A 14,809-nucleotide genomic window follows, 5' to 3' on the forward strand; every position below is an offset into this window, starting at 1 on the left:
CTCCTGCCTAAATCTTGCTCTGGCGCACATAGCGGTGGGGGACGAAGGGCATGGCGACGATTTCGCCATGATGGATCTTGCCGCGCTGGCTCAGCGTCACGCGCGTGCCGATTTCTGCTTGCCCTGTCGGGACATAGGCCATCGCGATCGGCTTCTGCACGGTCGGGGCGAAGCCGCCGCTGGTGACGCGCCCGACCTCGTTACCTTCGTCGTCCAGCACCATCGCGCCTTCGCGCACCGGCTGGCGCCCCTCGACGATCAGGCCGACACGGCGCTGGATCGGGCCGTTCTCGCGCTCGACCAGGATGCGCTCGGCACCGGGGAAGTTGGCCTCTTCTCGGCGCCGCTTGCTGGCGACGGCGAAATTGAGCGCGGCCATGATCGGCGTCGTTTCCGGGTCCAGGTCGTGGCCATAGAGCGGCAGATCGGCCTCAAGCCGCAGCGAATCGCGCGCGCCCAGGCCGATCGGCTTCACCTCCGGCTGCGCGGTCAGCGCATCGGCGAGCGCGGCGACGTGCTCCGCCGGCACCGAAATCTCGAACCCGTCCTCGCCGGTATAGCCCGACCGGCTGATCCACAGGCGCGTGCCGCCCCAATCGAACCGCCCGCCGCGCATGAACACCAGCGCCTCGACGCCGGGGACGATGCGGCTCAGCGCATCGACCGCCTTCGGCCCCTGCAAGGCGAGCAGCGCATGTTCATCCATGTGATTGATGTCGATTTCGTCGGGCAGATGCTCGCGAAGATGCGCGATGTCGTCCCATTTGCAGGCGCCGTTGACGACCATGTAGATACCGCCCGTGCCGGGACCGCCCTGCTCCCCGCCGGCCCAGCGCGTGAACATCAAATCGTCCAGGATTCCGCCATTTTCCGCCAGCAATAGCGAATATTTCTGGCCATCGACCTTTACCCCCGCGACATCGGCCGGGATCAGCTTCTCCAGCTCGACGTCGAGATTGTCGCCGGACAGGAACAGCTGGCCCATGTGGCTGACATCGAACAGACCCGCCGATTCGCGCACCCACAGATGCTCGGCCATGATCCCTTCATACTGGACCGGCATCTCATAGCCGGCAAAGGGGACCATCCGCCCCCCGCGCGCACGGTGCCACGCATCGAGCGGCAACAGGTCGAGCGTTTCGGGGGCTTCGGCTTCGGTGACGTCGCTCAATTTCCGCACTCCAACAGAGAATCGACGGACGGCTGCGCGTGGCAGCATCATCGCGTCGCCCCCTCTGTCACGGAACCTGAGAGCTTTCGCCCGGCGGACCGGGCTTACACCTTCGGTGGCTCCCCCTTGCGGCGGAACGCTTTCCAGAGTGTCGTGGCCCCGCGCGGTCCTGGGTGCCTGAGAGATTCCGGGGCGGTTGCTCCTTCGGCGTTCCGGACCTTGCGGCCCGGAAACTCTCCCGCGCGTGCCTTCAGCGGTTGCCCGCTGCCGACCCCACCGGAATGGTGCGGGGCGGCGAACGAGTCAATCGCGATTCAGCGGGTCGCGTTGTATTTCAGCTGATCGTCGGTGAGTTGGAAGCCGACCAGCGCCTCGAACGTCGCGCGCAGCACGGCCTGCCGGATTTCCGGTCGCGAAAGCGGGTCCATCGCGGCGGTCTGGTCCCCCGCCTTGCGCTTTTCCGTAATCTTGTCGCGAATGTCCGACGGCAGCGTCGCCGCGGCGCGCGAGATTTCGGTCATTCCGCTGCCCTGGGCCTGGGCGCGCAATGCGCCCGGCGCGAAGCGGAGCGTCGCCTGTCCGACACGCTTGGAAACCACCGACGATCCGCCCTGAAGCACGGTAACGAAATAGGGCAGCGTCACCTCGCGGGCGCCCGCACCCGACCGCCGACTGCCCAGCACGTCGAACGAGATCGAGGTGCGGATCATGTCGCCGCTGTCCTCACAGGTCGAGGTGACATTGGTGATGACCGCCGTGACGTCGATCGCGCTCGCGTCGCGACTCGCGGGCGGATCGAACAGCGTCACGTCGCCCGTTCCCGCCGGCACGCCGACGCGCGGACAGGCGGAGCGGATCTGGGTGATCCCGCCCTCGTCAATGTCGCCGCGGCGCGCGCATCCCGTTACCGCAAGCATCGCCATCGCGGCCAAACCGATTTTGCCGATCTTCAACAGGGCAACCTTTCCCGAAATATACTGAGGATCGCGCCGCCCGCGGGCGGTGCCGATCCCGGCGGCGCGCACCATAGGCAGGGCATCGACTTCCCGCAACGGGGTCGCGCACCGCACTTTCGCGCGACGGCGCAATCGCGTAAGGCCGCCGACGATGACCGAAACCCCGAAACCCGTCCTCGAACTGCTGATCGCCGCGCCGCGCGGCTTTTGTGCCGGGGTCGATCGCGCGATCCAGATCGTCGAGCGCGCGATCGAACTGCATGGCGCGCCGGTCTATGTCCGGCACGAAATCGTCCACAACAAATATGTCGTGGATACGCTGAAGGCGAAGGGCGCTGTATTCGTCGATGAACTGGATCAGGTGCCGGACGGCGTCCCGGTGGTCTTTTCCGCGCACGGCGTGCCGAAATCCGTTCCGGCGGCGGCACAGGATCGCGGCCTGTCCTATCTCGACGCGACCTGTCCGCTGGTGTCGAAGGTGCATCGGCAGGCCGAACGGCTGGTCGCGGCGGGGCGGCACATCCTGTTCATCGGCCATGCCGGCCATCCGGAAGTGATCGGCACCTTTGGTCAGGTTCCGGACGGATGCATGACGCTGATCGAGACCGAGGCGGACGCCGAGGCCGTGGCACCGGCTGACCCCGACAATCTGGCATTCCTGACGCAGACGACACTGTCGGTGGACGATACCGCCGCGATCCTTTCGGTGTTGCAGCGTCGCTTTCCGGATATCGTCGCGCCCAAGGCGGACGATATCTGCTATGCGACCTCGAACCGGCAGGCGGCGGTGCGCGCGATCGCGGAATCCTGTGATCTGGTGCTGGTGATCGGCGCGCCGAACTCGTCCAACTCGCTGCGCCTGGTGGAAGTCGCCGAGCGCGAAGGGACCGGCGCGAAGCTGATCCAGCGGGCCGAGGATCTCGACTTCGACTGGCTGTGGGGAGTCGGCACGCTGGGCATCACGGCGGGCGCCTCCGCCCCGGAGGTACTGGTGCGCGAAGTGATCGATCGCATCGCGACGCGGTTCGACGTCGCGGAGCGGCAGGTCGAAACGGCGCAGGAAACCATCGCGTTCAAACTCCCCCGGGGGCTGGAAGCGGCCTGAAAACCCGAACGAAGCGCGGGTCGATCGAGGTCGGGACCCGCGCACCGACACTGCACGCGCCGGCTTGCGACCTTGATCGAATGCAAATGGGGGACGGATTTGGCGGTCTACACGCAGGTTTCGGCCGAGGCGCTGGGCGAATTTCTGGCGCGGTACGATGTCGGCGAACTCGTGTCTGCCAAGGGCATCGCCGAGGGGGTGGAGAATTCCAATTACCTCGTCGAAACGACGCGCGACCGGTTCATCCTGACGCTCTACGAAAAACGCGTCGCCGCCGACGACCTGCCCTATTTCATGGCGCTGCTCGATCACCTCGCCGGCAAGGGCCTGCCCGTGCCGCCGGCCATCAAGGATCGTGACGGCGTCGAGATCCAGCAATTGTGCGGGCGCCCCGCCTGCCTGATCCGGTTCCTGCCGGGCGTATCGCTCTCGCATCCCACGCCAGCCCAGGCGGAAGCGGCGGCGCGCGCGCTGGCCGCCATGCACCGGGCGGTGTCGGACTTCGCGCCCGATCGCGCCAACTCGATGGGTGTGGACAGCTGGGCGCCCTTGTTCGAGCGATGCGGCCGCAGCCTCGATGAGATCGCACCCGGCCTCTATGACGCGCTCGGCGCTGCGGTCGAAAAGGTCGCGCGCGCATGGACGCCCGACGCCTTCGATCGCTGTGCGATCCACGCCGATCTGTTTCCCGACAACGTCCTGATGCGCGGCGACACGGTTTCCGGCCTGATCGACTTCTATTTCGCCTGCACCGATATCCGCATCTACGACCTGGCGGTGATGCACAGTGCCTGGTCGTTCGACGCGAGCGGCACCCGCCACGACGCCGCCATCGGCGACGCGCTGATCGGCGGCTATGCCGGCGTTTTTCCGATCAGCGAGGCGGAGCTCGCCCAGTTTCCGGTCCTGGCGAGCGGCGCCTGTGTCCGCTTTGCACTGTCGCGCGCCTGGGACTGGCTCAATACGCCGGCCGACGCGCTGGTCACCCGCAAGGACCCGCTCGCCTATATGCGGCGGCTGCGGCATTACGACCCGACGCTGGCGGCCGGCATCGCATGAGCGAGATGCCGCTGGTCGAAATCGCCACCGATGGCGCGTGCAAGGGCAATCCGGGACGCGGCGGCTGGGGCGTGCTGCTCCGCATGGGCGCAACCGAAAAGCAATTGTCGGGCGGCGAGGCGCACACCACCAACAACCGCATGGAACTGATGGCCGCGATCGAGGGGCTGAGGGCGCTCAAGCGGCCATGCCGCGTCAGGCTGTCCACCGACAGCCGCTACGTCATGGACGGCCTGACCAAATGGATTCACGGCTGGAAGAAGAATGGCTGGCGCACCGCCGACAGAAAGCCGGTGAAGAACGCCGACCTGTGGCAGGAGCTGCTCGCCGCCGCGGCTCCCCACCGGATCGAATGGATCTGGGTGAAGGGCCATGCCGGACACCCGGACAATGAGCGGGCCGACCAGCTGGCAAGCGATGCCGCGCACGCCATGCAGATCGACCGGATGTGAAAGGCCCATCATGAGCTACGCGGATTTCGCCAGATCGACCTTCCTCAACATGCTCGGAACGCTCGACCGGCTCGCGGCTGCGGCGCAGGATGGCGGCATCGACGACAAGGTCCTTCAGTCACGCCTGGTCGATGACATGTTCCCGCTGGAATTGCAGTTTCGCGTCGCGCTCAATCAGGTGCTGCTCGCGCTACGACAGGTCGGCAATGCGCAGGTCGAACTGGAGACGACCGCGTATCACGACTTCGCGCAGGTGCGCGCGCGAATCGCGGAAGTCGCGGAGCTGGTCGAGCGCAGCGCCCCGTCTTCCTGGGCAGCGCCGGACGCGATCGTCGATCTGACGCTTCCCAACGACGTCCGCTTCGTAATGTCGTCAGAGGCCGACATCCGCGACTGGATTCTGCCGAATTTCTATTTCCACGTGGCGATGGCATACGCGCTGTTGCGCCACGCGGGCCTCGCGATCGGCAAGATGGACTTCATCCCGCACATGGCAAGGCACCGCATCGACGCCACGGATGCGTGAGCGCATGCGCGCCCGCGCGGGGCCGTCAGCCCTCTTCGACCGGCGCGCCCGGGCCGTTCTTCAGGATCGATTCGATGGCGTTCCGGGCGTTCGCCTTGCTCGAATAGCCTTCGGTCCAGAAGATGATTTCGCTGTTGTACTTGAACTTGGCGACATACTCGCCCTTCTTGTTCTGCTCGATCACGAACTTGTGCGCCATCTCACTCTCCGTCGTTGCGGCGGCACAACGATAGGCCGCTGCCGGTCGCTCGCCTAGCCGCGAAATCGATCGATCGAATAATTTGCGGGATCAATATCGGCGGCGAGCGGGTCGGGCGCTTTCCCCAGCAGCATCGACGCCGCCAGCTTGGACGCGACCGGGGATGTCTGGATCCCGAATCCGCCCTGCCCCGCGCACCAGAAGAAGCCGGGCGCGGTCGGATCGAAGCCATAGACGGGTTTTCGATCGGGCGCGAAGCTGCGCAGCCCGGCCCATTTGCGTTCCACCGCCGCGACGCACCAGTCGACCGCCGTGCCGAGCTTGTCGATCGCGATCGCCACGTCGATCTCCTCGGGCGCGGCGTCGCATGGCGGCGTGGGAATCTCGTCATGCGGAGACAGCCAGATGCGCCCGCCCGCCTCCGGCTTGAAATAGAAGCGGTCGCGCGCATCGCGGACCAGCGGCAAGGTCGGCTGTGCCGGCGGATCGACGCGCAACTGCACCATCGTGCGCCGCAGCGGTTGCACCCCGGCCGGGGCGACGCCCGCCAGACCGGCCAGCGTGTCGGCCCAGGCGCCGGCGGCATTGACCAGGACATCCGCCTGAAACCCGCCCGCGCGCGTCTCGATCCGCCACGCCGCGCCGCGTGAGGCGGCGGTCACCGCCGCATCGCAGATCAGCTCGGCGCCCGCCCGGCGCGCGGCGGCAAGATAGGCGGCGTGCAGCCGTGCCACATCGATATCGGCGCAGCTTTCGTCCCACAGCGCCTCGGTCCATTCGGGTCGCAGCCCGGGGCAGAAGGCGGCGGGATCGACCTCGTCCAGCACCACGCCCGCCGCCGCGAACTGGGCGACGAAACCGTCGAGCACCGCGCGGTCCGCCCGGCTCGCGATGAACAGCTCGCCGCGCGGCGACAGAAAGCTCTCCCCGCCCAGCTCCGCCGGGGGATCGCGCAGATACGGCCCCGATTTGCTGGCAAGCGGCTGGATGTCCGGGCCGCCATAGGTTTCCGACCAGAAGGCGGCGGATCGCCCGGTCGAATGGTATCCGGGCTGCGCCTCCGCCTCGATCAGGAGCACCCGGGCATGCGGCGCGATCTGCGCGGCCAGGCCGGCGCCCGCAATTCCCGCCCCGACGATCGCGACGTCATATCGGCTCATCGCCGCTGCGCCCGCGCCTGAAGGAACAGGTCGATCTCTCCGATCGCGCGGTTTCGCACCTTGTCGATCTCGCGCAGGATCTCATGCGCACTCTCCTTTCCGAAGCGGACCACGCGCGCATCAGGCAGTTTCGCCACCGTCGCCAGCGCCGCCTTCGGATCGACCAGACCGTCCGCCTCCGCGATCAGCGCCAGCACCGGCACGTCCATCGTGCGCAGCGCCGGGTTGCCGCGCAATTCGCGCGTCGATCGATATGCCTCGATCACCCATTTCCAGCTTGGCGGGCCGGTGACGTTGCCGGGATTGCGTTGCTGCCACCACAATTCGTCCTGATAGCGATCGGCATCGTGGGTCAGCAGCGATTCGCGGGTGTCGGTGGTATAGGGTCGCTCGTTGCTCTTCCATGCCGGGCGGGTCGAATCACCGACGCCGCCCAGGATGCGCGCCATCCGCTCGCCCAGGCCGAGGGGCGATTTGAGGCCGAGCATCGGCGCGATCAGTACCGCCGCATCGGGACGCGCCGCCTTCTCGACCAGGCCGCGCAGCACCAGATGCCCCCCCATCGAATGCCCCATGATGACATGGGGGCCGGGGGTGGCGGCCATCCACTGCCGGGCAAAGTCGCGGAAATCCGCGATATAGTCGGCGAAATCCGCGATATGCCCGCAATTCGCCGCTTCGGTCAGCCGGCCCGATCCGCCCTGCCCGCGCCAGTCGAACGACGTGATCGTCCACCCCTGGCCATGCCAGTGATCGAACGCCTCGAGATATTTTTCGAACACGTCGCCGCGCCCGCCCTGGAACAGGATCGAGCCGCGCGCCGCCCCGGACACCGGCCAGGCGAAACTGCGCAGCGCATAGCCGTCGCGGGCAGTCCATGAGGTGACGGAAGCGCCCTGGGGGATGGCGCGGCGATCGAAAGCGATGTCGGACATGCGCGCTGGTTACGTTTTGGAAAGCCCCCGCGTCTAGGCGTAGCGTGCAATGGGGGAATTTATCGCCACCTGCCTGCTCGTCCTGCTGGGCGTTATCCTGGTGTCCGCCGGGATCGAGGACGCGCGCAAGCGCGAGATTTCCAACTGGAAGAACGGCGCGATCGCGGCGCTGGCCCTGCCCTGGTGGCTGGCGATCGGCGTGCCGTTCTGGCCCGACATCATCGGCCAGATCGGACTCGCGATGCTGGTCTTCGGTATTTTCGCCGCAGCATTTCATTTCGGAATGATGGGCGGCGGCGATGTGAAGATGATCGGCGCGCTGGCGTTGTGGCTGCCGTTTCAGCCGCTGATGACGATGCTGATCGTCATGTCGCTCGTCGGCGGCGCGATCACCCTGCTGATGATGATCGACGCCCGCGTGCGGCGGCAAACCGCACAACCCGAAATTCCCTATGGCATCGCCATCGCCGTCGCGACGCTTCTGACGATCCGCGAACCGATTTTTAACCACTTTGCGTGAATGCTTAACGCCGGTGCAACCCGGCCCTGAAGACTGAAAGGCCCGAGACGTCATGGATGGACGGAAGATCATTTTGCTGGCGGGCGCGCTGATCGTCGCGGCGATCACTGCATTCATGGCCCGCAGCCTGATGAGCGGTTCGTCCGCTCCCGTCGCGGGCGCGGTGCCGATCGCCGGTCAGCCGGCGCCGATCGACGGCGTCGAGGTGCTGGTTGCGACAAAGGCATTGCCGATCGGCACGATCCTCGGTCCGGAATCGATGAAATTCGTCGCCTGGCCCAAGGATCTGGTCGAGGGCGCCTATTTCAAGCGCGACGGCACCGATCTCAAATCGCTTCAGGGGACCGTGGTCCGCTACGCCATTCCCGCCGGCCAGCCGCTCACCCAGGGCGCGCTGGTGAAGCCGGGCGACCGGGGCTTCCTCGCCGCCGCGCTGGCGCCGGGCATGCGCGCGGTCACGGTGCCGGTATCGGCCCAGGCCGCGGTTGCCGGCTTCGTCTTTCCGGGCGACCGCGTCGACCTGATCCTGACCCAGGCGGTGCCGGGTGGCGGCGATGGTCCGCCGCTGAAGGCGTCGGAAACCGTGCTGCGCAACCTGCGCGTGCTCGCCACCGACCAGCGCACCGACAAACAATCCGACGAGAATGGCAAGACCGTCGTCGCCACCTATTCGACCGTCACGGTCGAGGCGACCCCGCGGATCGCCGAGAAGATCGCAGTGGCACAGACGATCGGCGCGCTATCGCTGTCGCTGCGTTCGATCGCCGACAATGCGGGCGATCTGGAGGAGGCCATCGCGGCCGGCGAAGTGACCGTCGGCGACGGCGACGCCAAATCCGAAAAGGCGATGCTGGCCCGCGCCGGCAGCCGGCCAGTGGAAAGCGGCACCACGGTATCGACCGGGGCGGACGTCTCGCGCTTCCAGCGCAGCACGGTCCCCGGCAAGCCGAAGGAACAGATGATGTTGGGCGGCCCGGTCGCGCCGGGTGCGCCGGCGGCGGCCTATCCCGGTGCGGGCGCCATGCCCGAAGGACCGATCGTGAAAGTTGCCCGGGGGACCGCCGTTACGGTCGTTCCGGTTGGGGGGAAGAATTGACATGCGGTTGAGGGGGAACAAGCTGGTCAGCCCGCTGACGGCGATCGCGATGGTGGTGACGCCGATCGCGGCACCGCTGCCGGCGCTTGCGCAGACCGTCCATGCGGCGCCGCGCGATCTGGTCCAGATCGCGACCGGACGCGGCAGGATGGTGACGCTGAACGCACCGATGTCCGACATCTTCGTCGCCGATTCGAGTATCGCCGACGTTCAGGTCCGCTCGCCGACCCAGCTGTGGGTGTTCGGCAAGAAATCGGGCGAAACCACCGTCTATGCCACCACCAAGGGGGGCAAGGTCGTCTATTCGGCGACGATCCGGATCGGCAACAATTTCGACAGCGTCCAGTCGATGCTAGCGGTCGCGATGCCCGAGGCGGACATCACCGCGACGACGATGAACGGCTTCGTCCTGCTCACCGGCACCGTCGCCGCACCCAGCGATGCGGCCGAAGCGGAGCGCCTGGCCCAGGCATTTGTCGGGGACGAGATCAAGGTGCTTTCGCGCCTGCGCACGGCGACCCCGCTCCAGGTCAACCTGCAAGTCCGAATCGCCGAGGTCAGCCGCAGCTTCGTCAAGAATATCGGCGTCAACCTCGCCTCGGCGGATCTGACCGGCGGGTTCAAATTCGGGATCGGCCAGGGGCGCACGCCCTTTTCGCAATGGACGCCGGGCGGCGCGATGGGCGTCGGCACCACCGGCGCGACCGGGACCACCGTCCTGACCAAACCGGCCACCGGCACCGGCCTGTTCGGCGCGGGCAAACTGCTCGGACTCGACCTGCTCGGCTCGCTCGACCTGGGCGAGCAGATCGGTCAGGTCTCAACACTGGCGAACCCCAATCTCACCGCACTGTCGGGCGAGACCGGGTCGTTCCTCGCCGGCGGCGAAATCCCGATCCCGGTCAGCCAGGGGCTGGGCGCGGTGTCGGTCGAATATAAGCAATATGGCGTCAGCCTGGCCTATACCCCCACGGTCCTGTCGGACGGTCGCATCTCGCTGCGTGTCCGGCCGGAAGTGTCGCAGCTCTCCTCGGCAGGGGCGGTGACGATCGGGGGGACCCAGGTTCCCGCGCTCACCACCCGCCGCGCGGAAACAACCGTGGAGCTGGGATCGGGCCAGAGCCTGATGATCGGCGGCCTGCTCCAGAATACGCATGACAATTCGGTGGACAAGGCGCCCGGGCTTGGCGACATCCCGATCCTCGGCGCGCTGTTCCGCTCGAACGGGTTCAAGCGCAACGAAACCGAGCTGGTCATCGTCATCACCCCGTATCTGGTGAAGCCGGTCAACGGCAACGAAATCGCGCTGCCCACCGATGGCTATCGCGCGCCCACCGACGCGGGCCGGATCATCCTGGGCCAGCTGAGCGGCGGCAAGAGCGGCGAACAGCGGCCGATGCCGCAAATGGCGCCACCGGCCGGTGCCGCGCCGTCGGTCGGCGCGATGGGGCAGGTCCCGCTCGAACCGCAACCGCAACCGGCGCCGCAGCCGCTCGCCACCCCCGCCCAGCCGCCGGTGGCGAAGGGCCGCGACGACAAGCGCAAGAAGTCCGCGGCCCCCGCGCCCGGCTTCGGGTTCAAGTGATCGCAGGAGGAACGTCATCATGTTGAAGCGTCATACGATCCTGCTGCTGGCCTCCGCCGGCGCCACCCTGTCCGCCTGCGGGATGGATTCCGGCACCACCGCCTATCGCGGCCTGGAATCGATCAACCAGCCGGTGGTCCAGCGTACCGACTATGTCTTTGATGCCGCGACCGACGGCGCCTATCTCGCCCCCGGCGAACAGGCGCGCGTCGCCGGCTGGCTCGCGTCGCTGCGACTCGCTTATGGCGATCGCGTGTTCGTCGATGATCCGTCGGGATCGCGGGCGCGTGAACAGATCGCCGCGGAAGCCGGCCGCTACGGCCTGCTGCTCTCCGGTCCCGCGCCGGTCACCACCGGCCAGATGGCGCCCGGCACCGTCCGCGTCATCGTCAGCCGGATGCGCGCGGGCGTTCCGGGCTGCCCGAACTGGGCGGGCGAGACGACATCCTATTACGGATCGACGACCTCGCCCAATTACGGCTGTTCGGTCAACGGCAACCTGGCCGCGATGATCGCCCGGCCGGAGGATCTGGTGCGCGGTCAGCCGGGCGCGGAAACCGCCGATCCGGGCCAGATCGCAAAATCGATCAAGGCGCTGCGCGATGCCGCCCCCAGCGGCGGCGGCGGCACCACGCTGAAGGCCGAAAGCACGGGAGGCGGCAGCAAGTGAACGCTCCTTTCAACCCCGGCCGGACGTCGCATCGCGAACCGTTCGTCGCGTTCGTCTGCGACGAGGCGACGGCCGAAGCGCTTCGCCCGATCGCGATCGAACAGGGATGGAATCCGGACAATGTGCATCGCGGCGGCCTGCGCAATGCGGTGCAGCAACTGTCGGTTTCGGCCAGCCCGAATGTGCTGTTCGTCGATCTGTCCGAAAGCGGCGATCCGCTCAACGACATCAACGCCCTGGCGGAGGTCTGCGAGCCGGGTACGGTCGTGGTCGCTGCCGGCCAGGTCAACGACGTCCGCCTGTACCGCGATCTCGTCGCCTCGGGCATTCAGGACTATCTGCTCAAGCCGCTGAAGCCCGAAACGCTGCGCGACGCGTTCGTTCAGGCGCAGACCATATTGAACGCGCCCAAACATGCCGAGGCCGGTTCCGAACGCCCGCATTGCGCGGTCGCGGTGATCGGGACGCGCGGCGGCGTGGGCGCTTCCACCATCTCTACCTCGCTGGCGTGGCTGATGAGCGAAAAGGGGGGGCGATCGACCGCGCTTCTCGATCTCGACGTGCATTTCGGGACCGGCGCGCTCGCGCTCGATCTCGAACCCGGCCGCGGCCTGACCGACGCGATCGAAAATCCCAGCCGCATCGACGGGCTGTTCATCGAACGCGCGATGGTCAAGGCGTCGGACAAGCTGGCGGTGCTGTCGGCGGAGGCGCCGATCAATTCGCCGGTGATGACCGACGGCGCGGCGTTCTTCCAGTTGCAGGAAGAGATTCGCGGCGCGTTCGAATGCACGGTCATCGATCTGCCCCGCACGATGCTGGTCAACTATCCGCACCTCATCACCGACGTTCAGGTGGCGGTGCTGGTCACCGAACTCACTCTGGCTGCGGCCCGCGACGCGATCCGCATCCTGTCGTGGTTCAAATCCAACGCGCCGCATACGACGATGGTCGTCGTCGCCAACCGCGTTCCGACAGGCGGGCAGCTGGAGATCAGCCGGAAGGATTTCGAAGGCTCGATCGAGCGCAAGATCGACTATCTGCTGCCCTATGATCCCAAGACCGCCGTGGCCGCCGCAAAGCTCGGCAAGCCGCTGGCGGAGGCCGGCAAGAATGTGAAGGGCATGAACGCGCTCGCGGAAATCTCCGCCCGCGTGCTCGCCCTGACCGACGCCGGAGAGGATCCGTCGGAGGCGAAGAAGGCCAAGGACGACAAGGGCGGATCACTGCTCAGCAAGCTGACCAAATTGTCGATCAAGAAGCCGGCAAAGGCCAAGGCGTAACCGGGACCGGCACCCGCCGGTCCGCATTGTTCGGAGTCGAAACGCGGCATGGACCTGTTGCCGATGATGATGCTGGCGGGCGGCACCTTCGTGGTGCTCGCGCTGCTGATCGTCGCCTTTGCCGGTCCTTCGGCAAGGAGCGCCGGCGCGCGCCGCCTCACCTCGCTGCGCGACCGGCATTCCGGCATCAGCGGCGCGAAAGCGGTCGAAGCGCAGATGCGCCGCATCTCCACCGCCCGCGCCAGCAACATGGATCTCGCCGCCGCGCGGTTCCTTCCCAACCCCGCGCAGCTCGGCAAGCGGCTCGCGATGACCGGGAAGAGCTGGACGGTCGGCCAATATGGCATGGTGTCACTGGGGCTGGCGGTGGTGATCGCCGCGCTGCTCGCCCTTCAGGGGCTGCCCCTCCTGCTCGCGCTGCTGGTCGGCGCGTTCATCGGCGCCGGCCTGCCGCACATGACGGTCGGCTTCTTCATCAATCGCCGCATCGCCCGGTTCACCGCCAAATTTCCCGACGCGATCGAACTGCTGGTGCGCGGTCTGCGCTCCGGCCTTCCGATCACCGAAACCATGGGTGTCGTCGGATCGGAGGTCGAAGGCCCGGTCGGCGAGGAATTCCGCGCGATTTCCGACAAGATGAAGATCGGCCGCACGCTCGACCAGGCGCTTCAGGAAACCGCCGACCGGCTGGGTACGCCCGAATTCCAGTTCTTTTGCATCACCATCGCGATCCAGCGCGAAACGGGCGGCAACCTGGCGGAAACGCTCGCCAATCTGGCCGATGTGCTGCGCAAGCGCGCACAGATGAAGCTCAAGATCCGCGCCATGTCGTCGGAATCAAAGGCGTCGGCCTATATCATCGGCGCCCTGCCCTTCATCGTCTTCGGCATGATCTGGTTCATCAACGACGGCTATATGCAGACCTTCTTCATCGACCAGCGGCTGATCATCGCGGGCGGCGGCGGACTGATCTGGATGGGCCTGGGCGCCTTCATCATGAAAAAGATGATCAGCTTCGAGATCTGATGCGATGATGACCTCTCCCCATGGCCCCACGCTGCTCGGCGTCGATGTCCTCTCGGTCGCGACGGTGCTCGCCGGCATCGCCACCTTTGCCGTGCTGCTCGCCATCTATACCGCGACCTCGACGCGCGACCCGATGGCGAAGCGCGTCAAGGCGCTCAACGAACGCCGCGAGCAGTTGAAGGCAGGCATCACCGCCTCGACGAGCAAGCGTCGCGCCAAGCTGGTCCAGAAGAACCAGACCACCGACAATATCCGCGACTTCCTGTCCTCGCTCAAAGTCTTGCAGGACGAACAGGTGAAGGCTGCACAGCTCAAACTGATGCAGGCGGGCATCCGTTCAAAGGACTATGCCGTCGCGGTCATCTTCGGTCGGCTGGTGCTGCCGATCGTGATCGGCGGCACGGTGATGTTCCTGGTCTATGGCACCGAGATGTTCGCCGACTGGAGCCCGCTCAAGGCCTATGGCCTCGTCGCCGGCAGCTTCATCCTGTCCTACAAGGCGCCCGACATCTATCTGAAAAACCGGATCACCAAGCGCAGCGATGCGATTCGCAAGGGGGTGCCGGACGCGCTCGACCTGCTCGTGATCTGTGCCGAAGCGGGACTCACCGTCGATGCGGCGTTCGGCCGCGTCGCGAAGGAGCTGGGCAAGGCCTATCCCGAACTCGGCGACGAATTCTCGCTGACCGCGATCGAGCTGGGGTTTCTGACCGACCGGCGTCAGGCGTTCGAAAATCTGGCGAAGCGCATCGATCTCGATTCGATCCGTGGCGTCGTCACGACGATGATCCAGACCGAAAAATACGGCACCCCCCTCGCCTCGGCGCTGCGCGTCCTGTCGGCGGAATTCCGCAACGAGCGGATGATGCGTGCGGAGGAAAAGGCCGCGCGCCTGCCCGCGATCATGACCGTCCCGCTGATCCTGTTCATCCTGCCGGTGCTGTTCATCGTCATCCTGGGTCCGGCGGCATGTTCGATCAACGACGCGCTGATGAGCGGCTGAATCGCGCGTTTCCGCATCCCGATTCGATGGCTGGCGCCCGCGCGCCACATTGGTTAACGTCGT

At 66.6% G+C, this 14,809-nt stretch carries 16 protein-coding genes and 1 riboswitch; of the genes, 11 read left to right on the forward strand and 5 right to left on the reverse strand.

What is annotated here, in order from left to right; genetic code table 11:
* Positions 1–7: 7 nt before the first annotated feature.
* A complete protein-coding gene (gcvT, locus tag KF783_RS01445) occupies positions 8–1,171 on the reverse strand; it encodes a glycine cleavage system aminomethyltransferase GcvT (RefSeq protein WP_294076111.1) in 1,164 nt (387 codons plus the stop codon).
* A gap of 154 nt (positions 1,172–1,325) precedes the next feature.
* A riboswitch (glycine riboswitch) is annotated at positions 1,326–1,422 on the reverse strand.
* A 63-nt stretch (positions 1,423–1,485) separates the two neighbouring features.
* The gene (locus tag KF783_RS01450; RefSeq protein ID WP_294076344.1) at positions 1,486–2,094 is read right to left on the reverse strand and encodes a hypothetical protein; all 609 of its coding nucleotides are present in this window, start codon (positions 2,092–2,094) and stop codon (positions 1,486–1,488) included.
* A gap of 184 nt (positions 2,095–2,278) precedes the next feature.
* Between KF783_RS01450 and ispH the strand changes: the two genes are divergently transcribed.
* From ispH to KF783_RS01470, 4 genes are all read left to right on the forward strand, one after another.
* Positions 2,279–3,232 carry a 4-hydroxy-3-methylbut-2-enyl diphosphate reductase gene (gene ispH, locus KF783_RS01455; RefSeq protein ID WP_294076112.1) on the forward strand — a complete coding sequence of 318 codons (954 nt, stop codon included), beginning with the start codon at positions 2,279–2,281 and terminating at the stop codon, positions 3,230–3,232.
* Between the two features lie 99 nt (positions 3,233–3,331).
* Positions 3,332–4,291, forward strand: a complete 960-nt coding sequence (gene thrB, locus KF783_RS01460) for a homoserine kinase (protein ID WP_294076113.1) — start codon at positions 3,332–3,334, stop codon at positions 4,289–4,291.
* Positions 4,288–4,743: a ribonuclease HI gene (gene rnhA, locus KF783_RS01465; protein WP_294076114.1), complete on the forward strand. Its 456-nt coding sequence runs from the start codon at positions 4,288–4,290 to the stop codon at positions 4,741–4,743. The genes thrB and rnhA overlap by 4 nt, the downstream gene beginning before the upstream one ends.
* A 10-nt stretch (positions 4,744–4,753) precedes the next feature.
* Positions 4,754–5,269 (forward strand): DUF1993 family protein, encoded by a 516-nt coding sequence (locus KF783_RS01470; protein ID WP_294076115.1) that lies wholly within the window; start codon positions 4,754–4,756, stop codon positions 5,267–5,269.
* Between the two features lie 25 nt (positions 5,270–5,294).
* Here the strand turns inward: KF783_RS01470 and KF783_RS01475 are convergent, their stop codons facing one another.
* The 3 genes from KF783_RS01475 to KF783_RS01485 are packed head-to-tail and all read right to left on the reverse strand — an operon-like array spanning position 5,295 to position 7,563.
* Complete coding sequence (locus KF783_RS01475) at positions 5,295–5,468, reverse strand: DUF1508 domain-containing protein (RefSeq protein ID WP_294076116.1); 174 nt, start codon at positions 5,466–5,468, stop codon at positions 5,295–5,297.
* Positions 5,469–5,521: 53 nt separating this feature from the next.
* Complete coding sequence (locus KF783_RS01480; RefSeq protein WP_294076117.1) at positions 5,522–6,628, reverse strand: FAD-binding oxidoreductase; 1,107 nt, start codon at positions 6,626–6,628, stop codon at positions 5,522–5,524.
* Entirely contained in the window at positions 6,625–7,563 is a 939-nt protein-coding gene (locus KF783_RS01485; RefSeq protein ID WP_294076118.1) for an alpha/beta hydrolase, read from the reverse strand. Before KF783_RS01485 ends, KF783_RS01480 begins: the two co-directional genes overlap by 4 nt.
* 49 nt (positions 7,564–7,612) lie before the next feature.
* On the opposite strand from KF783_RS01485, the gene KF783_RS01490 reads away from it, so the two are divergent.
* From KF783_RS01490 to KF783_RS01520, 7 genes are read left to right on the forward strand one after another with little or no spacing between them, the layout of a single operon-like run.
* Positions 7,613–8,083, forward strand: coding sequence for a prepilin peptidase (locus KF783_RS01490; protein WP_294076119.1), 471 nt, complete (start codon positions 7,613–7,615; stop codon positions 8,081–8,083).
* 52 nt (positions 8,084–8,135) lie between these two features.
* On the forward strand, positions 8,136–9,179 hold the full coding sequence (cpaB, locus tag KF783_RS01495; RefSeq protein ID WP_294076120.1) for a Flp pilus assembly protein CpaB: 1,044 nt from the start codon (positions 8,136–8,138) through the stop codon (positions 9,177–9,179).
* A gap of 49 nt (positions 9,180–9,228) precedes the next feature.
* The gene (locus KF783_RS01500; protein WP_294076345.1) at positions 9,229–10,764 is read left to right on the forward strand and encodes a type II and III secretion system protein family protein; all 1,536 of its coding nucleotides are present in this window, start codon (positions 9,229–9,231) and stop codon (positions 10,762–10,764) included.
* A 19-nt stretch (positions 10,765–10,783) separates the two neighbouring features.
* Positions 10,784–11,434 (forward strand): CpaD family pilus assembly lipoprotein, encoded by a 651-nt coding sequence (locus KF783_RS01505; RefSeq protein ID WP_294076121.1) that lies wholly within the window; start codon positions 10,784–10,786, stop codon positions 11,432–11,434.
* Positions 11,431–12,717, forward strand: a complete 1,287-nt coding sequence (locus tag KF783_RS01510; protein WP_294076122.1) for a pilus assembly protein CpaE — start codon at positions 11,431–11,433, stop codon at positions 12,715–12,717. The genes KF783_RS01505 and KF783_RS01510 overlap by 4 nt, the downstream gene beginning before the upstream one ends.
* Positions 12,718–12,765: 48 nt before the next feature.
* Positions 12,766–13,743, forward strand: a complete 978-nt coding sequence (locus KF783_RS01515; RefSeq protein WP_294076123.1) for a type II secretion system F family protein — start codon at positions 12,766–12,768, stop codon at positions 13,741–13,743.
* A gap of 4 nt (positions 13,744–13,747) precedes the next feature.
* Positions 13,748–14,746: a type II secretion system F family protein gene (locus tag KF783_RS01520; RefSeq protein WP_294076124.1), complete on the forward strand. Its 999-nt coding sequence runs from the start codon at positions 13,748–13,750 to the stop codon at positions 14,744–14,746.
* Positions 14,747–14,809 lie beyond the last annotated feature (63 nt).

Source organism: Sphingomonas sp., assembly GCF_019635455.1.
Classification (GTDB): Bacteria; Pseudomonadota; Alphaproteobacteria; order Sphingomonadales; family Sphingomonadaceae; genus Sphingomonas.

Bases quoted from the DNA above. Each gene is read 5' to 3' on its own strand.
- KF783_RS01450 (WP_294076344.1), bottom strand. From the start codon at position 2,094: ATGGCGATGCTTGCGGTAACGGGATGCGCGCGCCGCGGCGACATTGAC.
- KF783_RS01490 (WP_294076119.1), top strand. From the start codon at position 7,613: ATGGGGGAATTTATCGCCACCTGCCTGCTCGTCCTGCTGGGCGTTATC.
- KF783_RS01485 (WP_294076118.1), bottom strand. From the start codon at position 7,563: ATGTCCGACATCGCTTTCGATCGCCGCGCCATCCCCCAGGGCGCTTCC.
- KF783_RS01505 (WP_294076121.1), top strand. From the start codon at position 10,784: ATGTTGAAGCGTCATACGATCCTGCTGCTGGCCTCCGCCGGCGCCACC.
- KF783_RS01500 (WP_294076345.1), top strand. From the start codon at position 9,229: ATGGTGGTGACGCCGATCGCGGCACCGCTGCCGGCGCTTGCGCAGACC.
- ispH (WP_294076112.1), top strand. From the start codon at position 2,279: ATGACCGAAACCCCGAAACCCGTCCTCGAACTGCTGATCGCCGCGCCG.
- KF783_RS01515 (WP_294076123.1), top strand. From the start codon at position 12,766: ATGGACCTGTTGCCGATGATGATGCTGGCGGGCGGCACCTTCGTGGTG.
- cpaB (WP_294076120.1), top strand. From the start codon at position 8,136: ATGGATGGACGGAAGATCATTTTGCTGGCGGGCGCGCTGATCGTCGCG.
- KF783_RS01480 (WP_294076117.1), bottom strand. From the start codon at position 6,628: ATGAGCCGATATGACGTCGCGATCGTCGGGGCGGGAATTGCGGGCGCC.
- KF783_RS01470 (WP_294076115.1), top strand. From the start codon at position 4,754: ATGAGCTACGCGGATTTCGCCAGATCGACCTTCCTCAACATGCTCGGA.
- rnhA (WP_294076114.1), top strand. From the start codon at position 4,288: ATGAGCGAGATGCCGCTGGTCGAAATCGCCACCGATGGCGCGTGCAAG.
- KF783_RS01475 (WP_294076116.1), bottom strand. From the start codon at position 5,468: ATGGCGCACAAGTTCGTGATCGAGCAGAACAAGAAGGGCGAGTATGTC.
- KF783_RS01520 (WP_294076124.1), top strand. From the start codon at position 13,748: ATGATGACCTCTCCCCATGGCCCCACGCTGCTCGGCGTCGATGTCCTC.